Below are 14,841 nucleotides of genomic sequence, written 5' to 3'. Positions count from 1 at the left end.
CGACCGCGGGTTCGAACGAACGGATACAACCCGGCATCCCGCCGCAACACGTGGCCGGTGGCACGGGTGTCGCATGCCGTGCTCCACGCCGCCGTGCCAGCGGCGTTCGAGCTGATGAACGCCACCGTTTCCTTACTGCATTCGCATGATCGAACTTTCGACACGCCGCTTTATCGAATTGAGCCCCGGCCCGCCACGGCTGCACCGCGCAATCGACGACCATGCGCCGCCGGTGCTCGTCGCCGGGCGCGGCGCGGCGGCGCCGTCCGCGGTCGCGGCGCTGCAACGCGAATATGTATTGCGCTCGGCACTGCACGAACGCTGGTCCGCCGTGCCGCAAGCCATCGTGTCGCACGGTGGCGGCGCGGTGCTCGTCCTGGCCGATCCGGGCGGGATGCCGCTCTCCGTTGAAGCTATCCCGCAGCAGCGTTTGTCCGCGTTTCTGCGGCGCGCGATTTCGCTCGCCGCCGCGCTGGGCGAGATGCATGCGGCCGGTATCGTGCATCGCGCGCTTGCGCCGCATCGCTTCCTCGTGGATGACGACGATCGTGCGTTCCTGACGGGCTTCGGCCATGCGATCGGCCCCGATGCGGCTGACCCGTTGCGCGACACCGCTCTCGAGGGGGACGACACGGATTTCGTCTATACGGCGCCCGAGCTCGGCACGCGCATGAACCTGCGTGTCGACGCGCGGGCCGATCTTTATTCGCTCGGCTGCATTCTCTACGAGCAGTTGACCGGCGTGCCGCCGTTCGATGCGACCGATGCGGCCGGGCTCGTGCACGCGCACGCCACGCATTCGGCGCGCGCCCCTCACGAACTCGTCCCGCACGTACCCGAGCAGATTTCGCGGATCGTCGTGAAGTTGCTCGAAAAGGCGCCGGAGCAGCGTTACCGCACAGCGGCGGGGCTCGTCGCCGACCTGCAGCGATGCGAGCAGTGCCTGCGCCGCGACGGTCGCATTCCGATGTTCGCGCTCGATGTTCACGCCGCGCTGCAGCGTCTTCAGCACGCCGATCACGTGGTGGGCCGCGAACCGGAGATCGACGCGTTGCGCGCGCAGTACCGTGCCGTCGCCGACGGTGGCGAGATGCGCGTCGCATGGGTTTCCGGCTACTCGGGCATCGGCAAGTCGACGCTGCTGCTGGAGGCCGTCGCGCGCATCAGGCACGACGGCGCGCTGCTCGTGGCCACCAGCAAGGGCGAGGAAGGGCGTCGCGGCACGCCGTACGCGATGCTTGCCGAGGCGCTGGCGCCGCTGCTGCAGTTCGTGCTGGGTTGCGCGGACGACGAATTCGACAGGTGGCGCGCGCGAATCGGAACGGCGGTGGCGCCCGTCGGACGCACGCTCGCGCGATTCCTGCCGGCGCTGTCGGCGGTGCTGGGCCCGCAAGCGGGGCCGCCGGAGCAATCCGAACTGGCGCCCGGGCTGGAGCGCGAGCGCGTGCTGCAAGCGATCGCCCGGTTGATCGCGTGTTTCGCGGCGCCGGAGCGTCCGCTCGCGCTGCTGCTCGACGATCTGCAATGGGCCGATGCGGGCACGATCCAGGTGCTTGAGCGGCTGGTGCAGCAACACCGCGACACGCCGTTGCTGCTCGTCGGCGCCTATCGCGGCAACGAGATCGATGCGGGTCACCCGTTGCGGGCCGGCCCGCTGGCCGACGTTCCCGATGCATTGACGGTGGAACTCGGGCCGCTGAACGAGCGCGCGACGACCGAGCTGATCGCCCACGCGCTGCATCAGGACACCGATGCGCTTCGCCCGTTGTCCGACCTGATCGGGCAGAGAACCGGCCGCAATCCGTTCTTCGTGCATCATCTGCTGCGCCTGCTGGCCGACGAAGGCATGCTCGATTACGATGCGGGCGCCGGCCTGTGGCGCTGGAACATGGCGCGCATCGCCGCGCATCGCGGCGGCGACGACGTCGCGATGATGCTGGCGCGGCAGTTCGAGCTGCTGCCGGACGCCGCACGATTCATGTTGCGCCTGCTGGCCTGCATCGGCCAGCGAGCGTCGACGCGCCTGCTGGCCACGGCGGCCGGCTTGAGCGAGCCCGATGCGATCGAGGGGCTGCAGGCGGCGCTCGATGCCGGCAGTGTCCAGCGCGACGGCGACGACTGGACGTTCTGGCACGATCGCATTCGCGAGGCCGCGTATGCGTCGATCCCGGAGGACGAGCGCGCGCCGCTGCATCATGCAATCGCGTGCCGTTTGCTGGCGGCCGGCGAGGCCTGCGCCGACACCTTCGTGCTGGCCGCGCAGGCGAACCTCGCTGGCACGATGGTCGCGACACCCGCGCAGCGCCGCGCGTTCGCGCGCGTGAACCTGGAGGCCGGGCAGCAAGCCCGGGCCGCCACCGCGCATCATTCCGCGCTCGGCTTCTTTCGCGCGGCCGTCGATTTCCTCGGCGAGCGGGACACCAGCGACGACGGGCTCGACGCGCGCATGCTGTGCGGCGAGGCCGAGTTCATGACCGGTGCGCTCGAAGCGGCCGAAGCGCGCCTCGCCGAGCTGGAGCGGGTAGCCGGCGACGGCACGTTCGGCGCGGATCTCACGCGCCTGCGTGCGGCGTTGTACACGGCGCTGGGCCGCTTCGATCTCGCGCTCGGTGTCGGCCTGGCGTTCCTGAAGCGCGCCGGCATCGATATTCCGCCCCATCCGGACAGCGCGGACGTTCATCGCGAATACCTGCGCCTGCGCGGCTGGCTGGATCGCAACGGGATCGACGCGCTGCGCGACCTGCCGATCATCGCCGATCCGCTGCAGCGCGCGATCGTCGACATCTTTGCCGACCTGATCCCGCCGGCACTCTATTCCGACCAGGATCTGGTCGACATGATTCTGCTGCGCGCTGTGAATCTGGCGATCGAGCACGGCCATTCCGACGCATCGGCCGACGTCTACGTCTGCATGAACCAGATCTTCGGCGTACGTTACGGCGATTACGCCGCGTCGCTGGCATTTGGCGAGCTCGCGCTGCATCTGGTCGACGAGCGCGGGCTCGATCGGTATCGCGGCCGCGTCTACATGGCGCACGGCACGATCGTGGTGCCGTGGGTGTTGCCGGCGCGCTCGGCGCGCGCGTATATCTCGCGGGCATTCGAGATCACGGTCGAGTGCTGCGACCATACGTTCGCGCTCTATTGCAAGCGCAACGAGGCGACCGGCATGCTGTTCGCCGGCGAATTTCTCGGCGACGTGCGCGATACGGTGACGCACGGGCTTGCGATCGCGCGCGATGCGAATTTCCAGCTCGTGATCGATGCGCTGCTCGCGCAGCAGATGCTGCTGAAGCAATTACAGGAAGGCGAGCGCGACGATCGCGACCTGTTGGCGCCGCCGGAGGGCCGGCCGCCGACCCTGGTCGATCTCGCGTATTGGGTCTACCGGCTGCAGGCCGCACTGTTGTTCGGCGATCTTCCGGACGCGCTCGACGCGCGTCGGCACGCGGAAGCTTGCGAGCATGCGGCGCGTTCGTTTGCCGAGCGGGCCGATCTGCCGTTCTACGGCGCGCTCGCGCTGCTTGCGCTGCCCTGCCGCGATGCGTCCGACGAGGCTGCGCTGCAGCGCCATGTCGAGCAGCTCGACGTCTGGGCGCGCGCATGCCCGGAGAACTTCGTCGCGCGACGCGAGCTGGTGCGCGCGGAGCACGCGCGCGTGAACGGGCAGCCGCTGGATGCCGCGGAAGCCTATGCGCGCGCCGTGGTGCACGCGGGCAGGCATGGCTTCACGCAGGTCGAGGCGCTGGCGGCCGAGTATGCGGCGCGCTTCCATGCCGGTCGCGACACGATTGCCGCGCACGCGTATTTGCGCCACGCGCTGAGCGCATGGCAGCGTTGGGGGGCGCTCGCGAAGGTGCGCGAGTTGCAGGCCGCGCATCCCGATGTATTCGATGCCGGCGCCGGCAATCCGGTCGGGAGCCGGATGCACGCACTGGACGTGAACGCGGTGCTGCGCGTGTCGAACGCGCTGGCGAGCGACATCGTGCCGGCGCGTCTCGTGGAAACGCTGTTGCGCACGACGCTCGAAAGCGCGGGCGCCGAGCATGGCGCGCTCGCGGTGCTGCGCGAGGGCGTCTGGCATGTACCGGCGCGCGCGGACGTGATCGACGGCACGATCGTCGTGACGCAGGAGGCCGTGTCGTTGACGGCGAGCGTGCTGCCCGTCTCGGTCCTGCAGGCGGTCGCGCGAACGCAGGAAGGCGTGGTGATCGACGATGCATCGGAGTCGCCGGTTCATGGTCAGGATGCCTACGTTCGCCGTCGGCGCCCGCGTTCGGTGATGTGCGTGCCGCTGATGCGTTATGCGACGCTCGTCGGCGTGCTGTATATGGAAAACAATCTGGCGGCGCGGATGTTTACCGCGGCCAAGGCGGCGCTGGTGGAGGTGATCGCATCGCAGGCCGCTTTCGCGCTCGAGAACGCGCGGCTCTACGAGGAGCTGCTCGAGCAGAACCGTCAGCGCGCGCATGCCGAGGAACAGTTGCGTGCCGCACTGGCCGGCCTCGAGCGCGCCAGCCGGCTGACCGCGATGGGCGAACTCGTCGCGTCAATCGTCCACGAGATCGGACAGCCGATTGCCGCCGTCGACACGTCGGCGAGCGCCGGGTTGCGCTGGCTGAACCGGGAACCGCCCGACCTCGGCGAAGCGCGGGCAATGCTCGAGCACATCAACCGGAGCGCGGCGCGGGCCAAGAGCATCATCCAGGCGCTGCGCGCGAAGGCCCGCAAGGCCGCGCCGCAGTTTGCGACGGTCGATCTCGCCGAGGCCGTGCGCGAGGCCGCGGCGCTCGTCGCGCGGCAGCTCGACACGCTGGACGTGGTGCTGGAGCTGCGCAGTCACGAGGGCCCCGTCTACGTATACGGCGACCGGATCCAGCTCCAGCAGGTCGTGATCAACCTGCTGACGAACGGCGCCGAATCAATGGCCGAACTCGAGACGGCGCGTCGTCTTTCGCTTGCGTGCGAAGCGCACGGCGTTGACAGTGTGTGCGTGAGCGTGGAGGATTCGGGCAGCGGCATTGCACCCGATATCGCGGACCGGCTGCTCGAACCGCTTTTCACGACCAAGGAGAACGGGATGGGCATGGGCCTCGCCATTTCGCATTCGATCGTGGACGCGCACGGCGGCACGTTGACGCTGTCGCCGCGAGAAGGTGCCGGTACGCGCGCAACCGTGATGCTGCCGCGCGTCGATCCATGATGTGTCGTCCGTCGGCGCGCAGCCGGCGGACAGGTGCTTCGCGTTGTTGTGTTTGAGCCGCTGAGCGGTGACTCCTGAAAATTCATCAGCGAATATCGATGCCGGAAACCAGAATGCCCCACGCGACACCTGATCGGAACAGCCGCACCGTCTACGTCGTCGATGACGACGAATTCGTGCGTGCCGCGCTGATCAGCCTGCTGCGATCGATCGACCTGGAGGTTCGCGCCTTTGCGTCGACGGAAGAGTTTCTCGCGGCACCGAAGGGCGCGGGACCGTCGTGCCTCGTGCTGGACGTGAGGCTGCGCGGGCAGAGTGGCATCGCGTTTCAGACGTCGCTGGCGGAGAGCGGCGGTCCGCAGATGCCGATCATCTTCATCACCGCGCACGGCGATATCGCGATGACGGTGAAGGCGATGAAAGCCGGCGCGATGGATTTCCTCACGAAACCGTTCCGCGACCAGGACATGATCGACGCGGTGATCGCGGCGCTCGAGCGCGATGCGAAACGGCTGCAGGACGATCACTCGCTGCTCGACCTGCGCGCGTGTTGGGAATCGCTCACACCGCGCGAATGCGAGGTGCTGCAACACGTCGCGACGGGCCTGATGAACAAGCAGGTCGCGGGCAACATGGGCATCGCCGAGATCACGGCCAAGATTCATCGCAGCCAGGCGATGCGAAAAATGAAGTGCCGCTCGGTGGCCGAACTCGTGCGCAAGATGACCGCACTCGGCATCAACGTGCCGTCGCGCTAGCGGCGGCACGGGCGCGAAACGTGTCGGCGCGGTGCTCCGCGCGCCCGGCTTGGGAAAGCCCGAGCGTCACTCGTTTACCCGGAGCCTTCATCGACCGGCCCAAGCACCCGCGCCGGGCCTACCCATACGTAGGTATGATGGCGATGCCGCGGTGTGACGGTATGCTGGCAACTTGGGTAACAGTGCTCGGGACGGGCCCGGTCCGTCCCCCTCGTCATTAAGCAGGGATGCCTTTTTCACTCTCAGCCTCCGATCTCGTGTCCATTGTCGACGACGATCCCTTCGTGCGCGCCGCCGCGGGAAGTTTCGTGCGTTCGCTGGGAGGAGAGGCGCGCGAATTCGCGTCGGGGCCGGCATTCCTGGCGTCCGACGCGGTGTCGCGCACGCGGTGCCTGATCTGCGACCTCCAGATGCCCGACATGGATGGCCTCGAAGTGCTGGCCCGGATGGAAGCACGCGGGCTGCGCATTCCTACGGTGCTCGTCACGGCGTTCGTCAGCGCTCGCACGTCCGAGCGCGCGCGGGCCAGCACCGCGCTGTGTCTCCTCGAGAAACCGATCGACGCACAGGAGCTCGAAGGCTGGCTCGCCCGTGCGCTCGGATACGGCTGATCGCCTGCCCGCGCCGCAACGGCAACCTAAACCTTCGTAGGGGGTAGATGGCCGCTTGTTTGATGGTGCGAACCCCCGCACGCATGTTTTCATGTTCCCTGTACCGTCCGTCGCGACGGCGACAGGAGAACGTAGATGGCCAACATTCCTACCTTATCGTCCGGAGCCTGGTTTGACGCTCGGCTCACGCGCTCCATACGCAACTTCAGCCGCACTTGCCGCGAGCATGCACGCGGTTTCGTCGCGTGTCCGGCCCGGCTGTTCGTCGTCGCTGGCGTGCTGTTCGTCGCGGCAGCGCTGTACGACGCTCGCGATTTGCTCGCGCATGCATTGCTTCCCGCCGTCGACCGCGATCTTCTGATGGCGAGCGCGACGTGCGCGCTGCTCGCGCTGGTGGCGGCGGTGCTGTGGCTGCGTGCGCTGCGGCTGGACGCGGCAATCCGGCAACTCGCCGCGGCACTCGAGGATCATGGGCTGGAAGAGCTGCCCCGTTCACTGGTCGAGCGCGGCACGCCGTCGATTGCGCGACTGGCCGCCGCGATCAACGGCGCGCATCACCAGCATGCCGATCGCGTAACGGAACTGCTGCATGTGCTCGCCGCCTATGCGCATGATCTGCGCACGCCGCTGACGCGCGTGATGCTGCGTAGCGGCATGCTGGAAGATCGCACGTTGCGCGATGCGATGGAGCGCGACCTTGCCGAGATGGGCGAGCTGATCAACGCGAGCCTTGCCTGCGCACGGCTTCAGTGCAGCGTGGCGGAGCCGCCGCGCAGCGTCGACGTGAATGAGTTGCTCGGCTCGCTCGTCGACAACTACCGCGACGCGGGGCTTGCCGTCGCGCTTGACGGGCGGCTGGACTGTCCGCTCGTGACGTTTCCGCACGCACTGCGGCGCGTGCTCGTCAACCTGATCGACAACGCACTGCGTTACGGGCGCGATGTCCGCCTGTGCGTTCGCGTCGATGCGCGGCGCGTGATGCTTGCGGTGCTGGATTCGGGGCCGGGTATCGTGCCGGCGGAGATGGAAGCGGTGTTCACGCCGTGGTACCGGGCGCCGCAGACAGCGGCGCGTGCGCCGGGATCCGGTTTGGGACTTGCGATCGCACGGCGGTTGACGCAAGCGATGCAGGGCGAGCTGCAGCTGAACAATCGCAGCACCGGTGGCCTCGAAGCGCGCGTGACGTTGCCGCTTGCTGCTACTGGTGGACACGATGTCGCGTGCGAGCCGGCACGCGCCTGTCGTTGCGGACGCTATCTGTCCTGACGCACGCAGCGGTCGCCCGCTCGCCGCGAATCTCGACACATGCGCGATGAACGGCCCATGCTCTGCCGGCGTCCGATTTCATATAGCCATTCAACAACGCGCACGAAATCGTGTAGTTATCCAGATGATTAATTAATTTGTGAAGGCCGTGCATCGACTGCGCGACGTTCTTCGTGGAAATTGCGCGATCACCGCGTCGTACTCACGGTACCGCCAGATACATTCCGATACGCCGCGGACATACACGAGATACATGGTGGGCTCCCAATGGTGCATGACGTCGGGTTCGGCGAGTCCGCGATCCCGCGGACGCACGGCGAACACCCGTTTCCACGACGTGTGCAAGACCGGACGTCGATCGCAATTGACCGGGAGTACGACAATGCATGACAGCAAAGTTTGGTTCATCACGGGCTGCTCCGGCGGCCTGGGTCTTCAGCTTGCCGAGGCGGTACTTTCCGCCGGCCACACACTGGCGGCAACGGCGCGGGACGTGACGCGTCTCGCCAGCCTGACGGACGCATATGGCGACCGGATTCTGGCGATCCCGCTGGACATCACCGACCCGGACGCGGCGCGCGGCGCCGTCAGTCTGGCGGTCGAGCAATTCGGCCGTCTCGACGTGCTGGTGAACAACGCGGGCTACGCCGATCTGGCGTCGATCGAAGACATCACCGACCAGGCGCTGCACGAGCAGATCGAGGTCAACTTCTTCGGCGTGTGCAACGTCACGCGTGCGGCGCTGCCGTTCATGCGTCGGCAACGGGCCGGCCACATCATTCAGATCTCGTCGGTGGGCGGACGAGTCGGCGGCCCCGGGCTCGCCGCCTATCAGGCAGCCAAGTGGGCAGTGGGCGGGTTCTCCGAAGTGCTGGCGAAGGAAGTGCGCGATTTCGGCATCCAGGTCACGATCGTCGAGCCGGGATCGATGCGGACCCGCTGGGCCGGTTCGTCGATGACCATTCCGCCGATCAGCGATGCGTACAAGCCGATCATCGAACCGGTAGCGGCACGCTTGCGCAGCATCGACGGTGCGCAACCCGGCGATCCCGCGCGGATTGCCCGCGCGCTGCTCGGCATCGCCGGATCGCCGACCGCGCCTTTGCGATTGCTGATGGGCAGCGACGCGGTTGCGGTAGCCGGCGCGGCCGCAAGGTTCCGTGCGGAAGAGGACGCGCAATGGCGCGAATTGAGCGAATCGGTTTCGTTTCCGCCGGTGCAGACCGAATGAAGCCGGCTGCCGGAGACTGCAGATGATCACGCTGTCCGAAGACAACATCGTCGCGCGAGTGCTGCTGAATGTGCTCGATCCGTCCGCCGAGCAGCTCCACGCGTGCACGAAGAAGTGGGCCGTCGGCCACCGGCCGCGCCGTGCAAGCACGGGTTCGCGCACGGCGCGGCGGCCCGTCAACGTCGTGATCGTCAGGCGGATCTCGGCCAGCGCGATCAGCGTTTCGTGGAGCGACGCGTGTCTGGGCAAGTCTACCGAGCAGATCTGGAGCAGAGGGTTCGCCGACGGCGCGGCGGTCTGTGCACTGACCGGGCGTTGCATCGGCCGCGGCGACCCGGTGTTTCGCCCTCACGCCGGCGAGGCGCGCGTTCCGGTCAGTCGGGAGCTCACGATCCTCGCAGCCACCGTCGCGCAGCGTCCCGATCTGTCGCTCGCCGATACCTGAGCGCGTCGCACGCGTGTGCGGGACGGTGGGCGGTCGTCGGCGCCTATACGAACGTATGCGGCGCATCATCGGAACAGTTCATTTCTTCGATTGCGGATTGTGCGGATCATGTTGCGATGGCCCGGGGGCGGCGAGCTTGTCGCGCCGCCGCCCGAATCGACCGGAATCTTGAAACAAGGGGAAGCATGATGGCCGATCCACGCACGATGTCGCCGCGCGTCGCCGCGTTCGTGCTGCTCGGCGCGCTGCTGACGGCATGCGGCTACGGCGCGACATTTCTGCTGTCGATGCATTTCCGCGTGGCGGGCGGAAGCGACATCGACACGGGGGCCGCACTGGCCGAAGCGATGATCGGTGCGCTGCTCGGCCTGCCGCTGGTCGCGTGGTGCGCGCACCGGATCGGCGCCGCGCGGGCGACCGCGCTGGCGGCGCTGGTCGTCGGCGCGGGCGTCGTCGGCTTCGCGCTGATCGCGCGCACCGGCTCGCTGAGCGTCGTGCCCGGCTTGCTGGTCGGCATTGGTTGGGGCGGCTTCTGCCTCGCGGCGCCGATGATGATCGCGGAGCGCACGGCGGATATCGAACGTGAGCGCTGGTTCCTGCGGTTCGGGTCGTTCCAGATGGCCGGCGTCGGCGGCGGTCCGGCCGTTGCGGCACTCGCGATTCGCAATTGGCACTGGACGACGGGCGCGGTGTTCTGCACGGTCGGCGCGCTGTGCGCGACGGCCGCGGTGATGCTGGAATGTTTCGGTCGCCTGTCGCCGGCGTCGCACGCCGTCGCGCTGCCGGTGCGCGATCGATGGGTTCGCGAGATGGGCGCGATCTTTCGCACGCCTGCGATCTATCCGATCGCGATCATCGCGCTCGGCTCGAGCGTCTTCTCGGGGCTGATGACGTTCCAGATGTCGATGGCGCAGGGCCCCGGCGTGAAGGCCGGAACGTTTTTCGGTCTGTATTCCGCCACGGTGGTCGTCATCCGCGGGCTGCTCGGCGCGGTCGTGATTCAGATCCGCGTCAGCGCGACGACGCAGATCCTGCTCGGTTTCATGATCCTGAGCGTCGCCGTGACGTTCGCCGTGCCGCACAACGCACTGCTTCATTCGGCCAGCGCCGTGCTGCTCGGCACCGGGTATGGCCTCGTCTATCCGATCGTGCAGGCGCAGGCCGTCAACAGCGCCGACGCGCGGCATCGGCACGCGGTGTTGACGTGGTTCGTGGCGTCGTATTTCGTCGGCGCATTCGGATTCCCCGCGCTCGGCAGCATGGTGCTGGTGAGCATGGGCAAGACGATGCTGTTGATACTGATCGCCGCATGCGGCCTCGCGGCGCTGCTTCTGTCGATCGTCGAGCACCGCAAGCGGGTATTGCCGGTGGCCTGCTGAACGCACGCGCCGGCGTTCCGGAATCCGTCTGCCGCCGCGACGCGCGACGATGGTCGACGTCGCGCGCATACGAGGCGAGCAGCCTCCGACGGTCAGCTCACGGCTTCCTCGAGAATCGCGCGGACTTCCTCGAGCAGTCCGCGTATCGCGCCATGGCTCGTATGCGTGAGACGTAGCACGCCATCGATCGTGCATGCGCCGATGATCTGGTCGTCGGCGAAGCCCGACGTCACGATGGGGCCCCACAGCGCGTTGAGCGACACGCCTTCGTACTGGGAAGCAATCGGCTGATTGCCCAGATTCGACACCATGACGTCGAAGGCGAGCACGGCCGACAGAAACCCGGCCGCATGCTCGACGCTCGGCCGCGCGGACATCACGGCATCCAGTGCCTTCAGTTCGGCCGCCACGCTTTCGCGCGCTTGTGACGGTGCAAGATCCTGTTTGATCTTGCGGGCGGCGGTCCATAGATCCGTACCGCGCGGGTGATCGTCGATCGTGATGGTCTGCGTGATGTAGACGCCGGCGGCGACACACGCGTCGTCGGAGAGACCGCGCAGGTCGATCGGCGTGACGGTCCTCAACGCGCGTTCGGTCCACGCGCGGGACAGACGCCGGCCGGCTTCGTGAACGGCCGCGGCAATCGCGCCGTGCACGGTGGTTTGCTCGGCACGGGCGCGGACCACGAGCCGGCGGGTGACGTCGGCGGAAAGCGCAAGGGCGTCGACATGCGGCGCTTGCGCGGCGTCCGGACGAAATGGCTTGGGCGCGGGCGCCGGCAACGGGGGCGGCAAGACGGCCGCGTGGCTCAGATCGGTATCGAGCACGGTCTGCAGCGACGGCACCAGCGGCAACCGTGCCAGTCGCTCGCCCGACAGGACGCTCAACAGATCCTCGATCAGCGATGCACTGCCCATGCCGTCGATCACGGAATGATGTGCGACCAGGATCAGCGTCGAGCTGCATTCGCCTTGCAGCAAGGTCGCGCGCAGCAGCGGCGCCGCGGACCCGACGAAGCGCGTGGCGATTTCGCGGGCCGCTTCCGCCTGCCACGCAGTCGGGTCCTGCTCGAGCACGCGCAACGGCACCGCGGCGTCAGTCACGCGATAGAAGCCTGAATGCTGTTGCGCGTCGATGGCGATGCAGGTCGATAGCAGCGGATGCCTGTGCTGCAGCGCCTGAAACGCCGCGTGCCATGCGTCCGTCGCAAAGCGCCGGTCGATCTCCGCGACCATCGCGAAATGCGTCGGCCGATTCTGATCGAGCAGCCAGAACAGGTGTTCCGTGCTCCCGAGCGCCCGCACGAGCCGCTGATTGTCGTCGATTTCCTGCGATTGATTCCGCACCCTATGACTCCCGAAGTGATGGTCTGCCTCAACAGAACAATCGAAGTGGGTGCGCTATTCCGCCATGGCCGATTCGCTCGACATGCGCCGGACTATTTTTTCCTGTCGTCGGGGTTGTAGGTCACATAGAGCTTCGTATAGCCCGGCGTGTCGAAATGTCCGGTCCATCCCTTCGGAAGCGTGACGGCCTCGCCGGTCTTCACGAGCATCACCGAACCGTCCGATGACGTGAGCTTCACGCTGCCCGAAAGAAAGTACAGGAACTCGTTGTACGGCAGCCCGTGCGGCCCCTTGATTTCTTCATGCGAAGGCCCCGATCGATATACACCGGTCTGGTAAGCGTTGTCGGTCGACGTGAACGTCGCGACGTCCGCGTTCGTTTCGCCGCCTTCGTCTTTTTTCACGGCGTCGGCGCGATTGAATATCGCACCGGCAAGGTCGGACCTCGACGCCTTGATCGGCTTGATCGTTTCGGCGTGCGCGTCGACCGCAGTCATGACGCTGAACGACAGCAGCGCTGCGAGGGCGTATCTGGACATCGGCTATCTCTCCTTTGGTTTTTGCGTGGCAGCGACGTTAAGCGTGAACGCGCTTGCGTGGCGCCATTTTGTCGGAAAAACCTGCCTTCGTTTGGCGATCGATCGAAAACGAGACGGCAGTTTTGTTTCTCAATGTGTATGAAACCGGTCTGGATACATGGCCTTGCAAAAGCCATTTGTCGAGACACACGTCAGATACGTCGTCTGGATTTAATGCATCTCATCGATCGAATCCGATCGGGGCGCGCGACACGGCTTCGCGAGATCAGCGACCGCCGAGCGCTCCGACAGATTCGCGACAGCCGAATTTATCCAGGAGAACGACATGAAAGTAAAGACGATCGCTTTGGTTTTCGCGGCGTGCGCCGCCGTTGCAGCCACCACTTCCGCTTTTGCAAGCAGCGCCGCCGACACGAGCATCAACGACCAGACCGTCGGGCAAGCGAGCCAATGGGCGACGGGCAGCAAGGCGCCGAAAGGCAAGACGCGCGCCCAGGTTCGCGCTGAACTGGTGCAGGCGGAGAAGGACGGCCAGCTCGCGGCGCTCGAACAGCTTTACCGCGGCAGTTGATCGCGGGCCTCGCCATTCACCCACCCCGTTCTTCAACACGACACCGACCATGAACCACGAAACGAAAATTCTGTACACCGGCGAAGTTCGCACCACCGGCGGACGCGACGGCGCCGCGCACAGCGCGGACGGCCGCCTGGATGTGAAGCTCTCCGCACCCGGCTCGGCCGCGCCCGGCACGAATCCCGAGCAGCTGCTGGCCGCGGGCTGGTCGGCGTGCTTCATCGGCGCGATGGGCCTGGCCGCGCAGAAGCTGAAGGTTTCGCTGCCGCGCGACACGCATGTCGATGCGCAGATCGATCTGGCCACGAACGACGGCGCGTACTTCCTCCAGGCACGGCTGAACGTCAGCGTGCCGGGCGTCGACGCCGACGTCGCGCAGGCGCTGGTCGATGCGGCGCACCAGACGTGTCCGTATTCGAAGGCGACGCGCGGCAACATCGACGTGGTCGTCACGGTGGCCTGATACGCGTGCGGCGCTCGACGCGATCGATGCGCTATTGGCAACTCTCCGGAAGGTGCAATGACCGCATTGACGTGGTGTGCGATTTTTCTTGCCGCACTGACGGCGATCTCGAGGCTGCCGCGCGGGCTGACGCTGAGCCTGCTCGCGATCGGCTATGCGATCGCGTTCGCGTCGCGGCAGTTGCATCCGATCGCACTGGTGCCGATCGCGCTGCTGGTCGGCACCGGCGTGCTGTTGCAGCGGAATCTGCCGTTCGCCGGCAAGGTCGTGTGCAACGTCGTGTTCTGCGTCATTGCGGTCGGACTGTTTCAACACTGGCTGCCGGGTTTCGACAATCTCAGGGTGATTCATGCGGCACGGCTGACGCCGGCTGCGGCGCCCTACACGATGTATCTGAACTTCGACAAGCCGCTGATCGCGTTCTGGCTGGTGCTGGCCTACCCGTGGGTGCTGCCGGAGAAGCCGCTGTCGACACGGGTGATCGCGGCGATCGTCGCGTGCGCGGTGACATCGGCGGTCTGCTTCTCGATCGCGTGGTGGGCCGGGTTGATTGCGTGGGCGCCGAAGTGGCCGCATTTCGCGTGGCTGTGGATGCTCGACAACCTGCTGCTGGTCGCGTTCGCGGAAGAAGCGTTTTTCCGCGGCTATGTCCAGGCGGGCGCGACGCGGTTGATGCGCGCGCAACCGAATGCCGGCTGGCTGGCGCTTGTCGCGGGCGCCGCGCTGTTCGGCCTTGCTCATTACCAGGGCGGCGTGCTGCTGGTTCTGTTGGCCGGCCTGTCCGGCATCGGTTACGGGCTCGCCGCTCGCGCCGGCGGCTTGCAATCGGCCGTGCTCGCGCACTTCGGCGTCAATCTGGTGCAGTTCGGGTTGCTGACCTATCCATTCATCGCCCGGGCCTGAGCGAACGCGCGCTCTGGCACGTGGACCTGTGATCCGGCAGTTCGGGTAATACGCGACGGCGGATGGAATATCTGCGCCGTCCAGCTGTTTACGTGCACTGCAGGGGTGTTGCCCGCTTAATTT

At 66.8% G+C, this 14,841-nt stretch carries 12 protein-coding genes; 10 read left to right on the top strand and 2 right to left on the bottom strand.

From position 1 onward, the window contains the following. Positions 1 to 145 precede the first annotated feature (145 nt). The 7 genes from ABIC50_RS14780 (at position 146) to ABIC50_RS14750 (ending at position 10,893) form a co-directional block, all read left to right on the top strand. Positions 146 to 5,203, top strand: coding sequence for a trifunctional serine/threonine-protein kinase/ATP-binding protein/sensor histidine kinase (locus ABIC50_RS14780; protein WP_354164948.1), 5,058 nt, complete (start codon positions 146 to 148; stop codon positions 5,201 to 5,203). A 113-nt stretch (positions 5,204 to 5,316) separates the two neighbouring features. Beyond that, the gene (locus tag ABIC50_RS14775) at positions 5,317 to 5,961 is read left to right on the top strand and encodes a response regulator transcription factor (RefSeq protein ID WP_012372787.1); all 645 of its coding nucleotides are present in this window, start codon (positions 5,317 to 5,319) and stop codon (positions 5,959 to 5,961) included. Between the two features lie 227 nt (positions 5,962 to 6,188). Then, on the top strand, positions 6,189 to 6,572 hold the full coding sequence (locus ABIC50_RS14770) for a response regulator transcription factor (protein WP_175672982.1): 384 nt from the start codon (positions 6,189 to 6,191) through the stop codon (positions 6,570 to 6,572). Between the two features lie 135 nt (positions 6,573 to 6,707). Then, complete coding sequence (locus ABIC50_RS14765) at positions 6,708 to 7,838, top strand: sensor histidine kinase (RefSeq protein ID WP_354164945.1); 1,131 nt, start codon at positions 6,708 to 6,710, stop codon at positions 7,836 to 7,838. A gap of 382 nt (positions 7,839 to 8,220) precedes the next feature. After that, positions 8,221 to 9,069 carry an SDR family NAD(P)-dependent oxidoreductase gene (locus tag ABIC50_RS14760; protein ID WP_354165268.1) on the top strand — a complete coding sequence of 283 codons (849 nt, stop codon included), beginning with the start codon at positions 8,221 to 8,223 and terminating at the stop codon, positions 9,067 to 9,069. Positions 9,070 to 9,091: 22 nt separating this feature from the next. After that, positions 9,092 to 9,514, top strand: coding sequence for a DUF3331 domain-containing protein (locus ABIC50_RS14755; RefSeq protein ID WP_192719659.1), 423 nt, complete (start codon positions 9,092 to 9,094; stop codon positions 9,512 to 9,514). 185 nt (positions 9,515 to 9,699) lie between these two features. Next, on the top strand, positions 9,700 to 10,893 hold the full coding sequence (locus ABIC50_RS14750) for an MFS transporter (RefSeq protein WP_354164944.1): 1,194 nt from the start codon (positions 9,700 to 9,702) through the stop codon (positions 10,891 to 10,893). Between the two features lie 92 nt (positions 10,894 to 10,985). Here the strand turns inward: ABIC50_RS14750 and ABIC50_RS14745 are convergent, their stop codons facing one another. Then, entirely contained in the window at positions 10,986 to 12,239 is a 1,254-nt protein-coding gene (locus ABIC50_RS14745; protein ID WP_354164942.1) for a phthiocerol/phthiodiolone dimycocerosyl transferase family protein, read from the bottom strand. 92 nt (positions 12,240 to 12,331) lie between these two features. Then, the gene (locus ABIC50_RS14740; protein WP_175679625.1) at positions 12,332 to 12,778 is read right to left on the bottom strand and encodes a cupin domain-containing protein; all 447 of its coding nucleotides are present in this window, start codon (positions 12,776 to 12,778) and stop codon (positions 12,332 to 12,334) included. Positions 12,779 to 13,103: 325 nt separating this feature from the next. On the opposite strand from ABIC50_RS14740, the gene ABIC50_RS14735 reads away from it, so the two are divergent. From ABIC50_RS14735 to ABIC50_RS14725, 3 genes are read left to right on the top strand one after another with little or no spacing between them, the layout of a single operon-like run. Next, positions 13,104 to 13,349 (top strand): DUF4148 domain-containing protein, encoded by a 246-nt coding sequence (locus tag ABIC50_RS14735; protein ID WP_354164939.1) that lies wholly within the window; start codon positions 13,104 to 13,106, stop codon positions 13,347 to 13,349. A gap of 49 nt (positions 13,350 to 13,398) precedes the next feature. Next, complete coding sequence (locus ABIC50_RS14730) at positions 13,399 to 13,815, top strand: organic hydroperoxide resistance protein (RefSeq protein WP_012372778.1); 417 nt, start codon at positions 13,399 to 13,401, stop codon at positions 13,813 to 13,815. A gap of 57 nt (positions 13,816 to 13,872) precedes the next feature. After that, entirely contained in the window at positions 13,873 to 14,718 is an 846-nt protein-coding gene (locus tag ABIC50_RS14725; RefSeq protein ID WP_354164936.1) for a CPBP family intramembrane glutamic endopeptidase, read from the top strand. Positions 14,719 to 14,841 lie beyond the last annotated feature (123 nt).

The organism is Burkholderia sp. 567 (assembly GCF_040545115.1).
GTDB classification, from domain to species: domain Bacteria; phylum Pseudomonadota; class Gammaproteobacteria; order Burkholderiales; family Burkholderiaceae; genus Burkholderia; species Burkholderia ambifaria.
The sequence above is the reverse complement of the archived record's forward strand: the minus strand, read 5'-3'. Positions and strand labels throughout refer to the sequence as shown.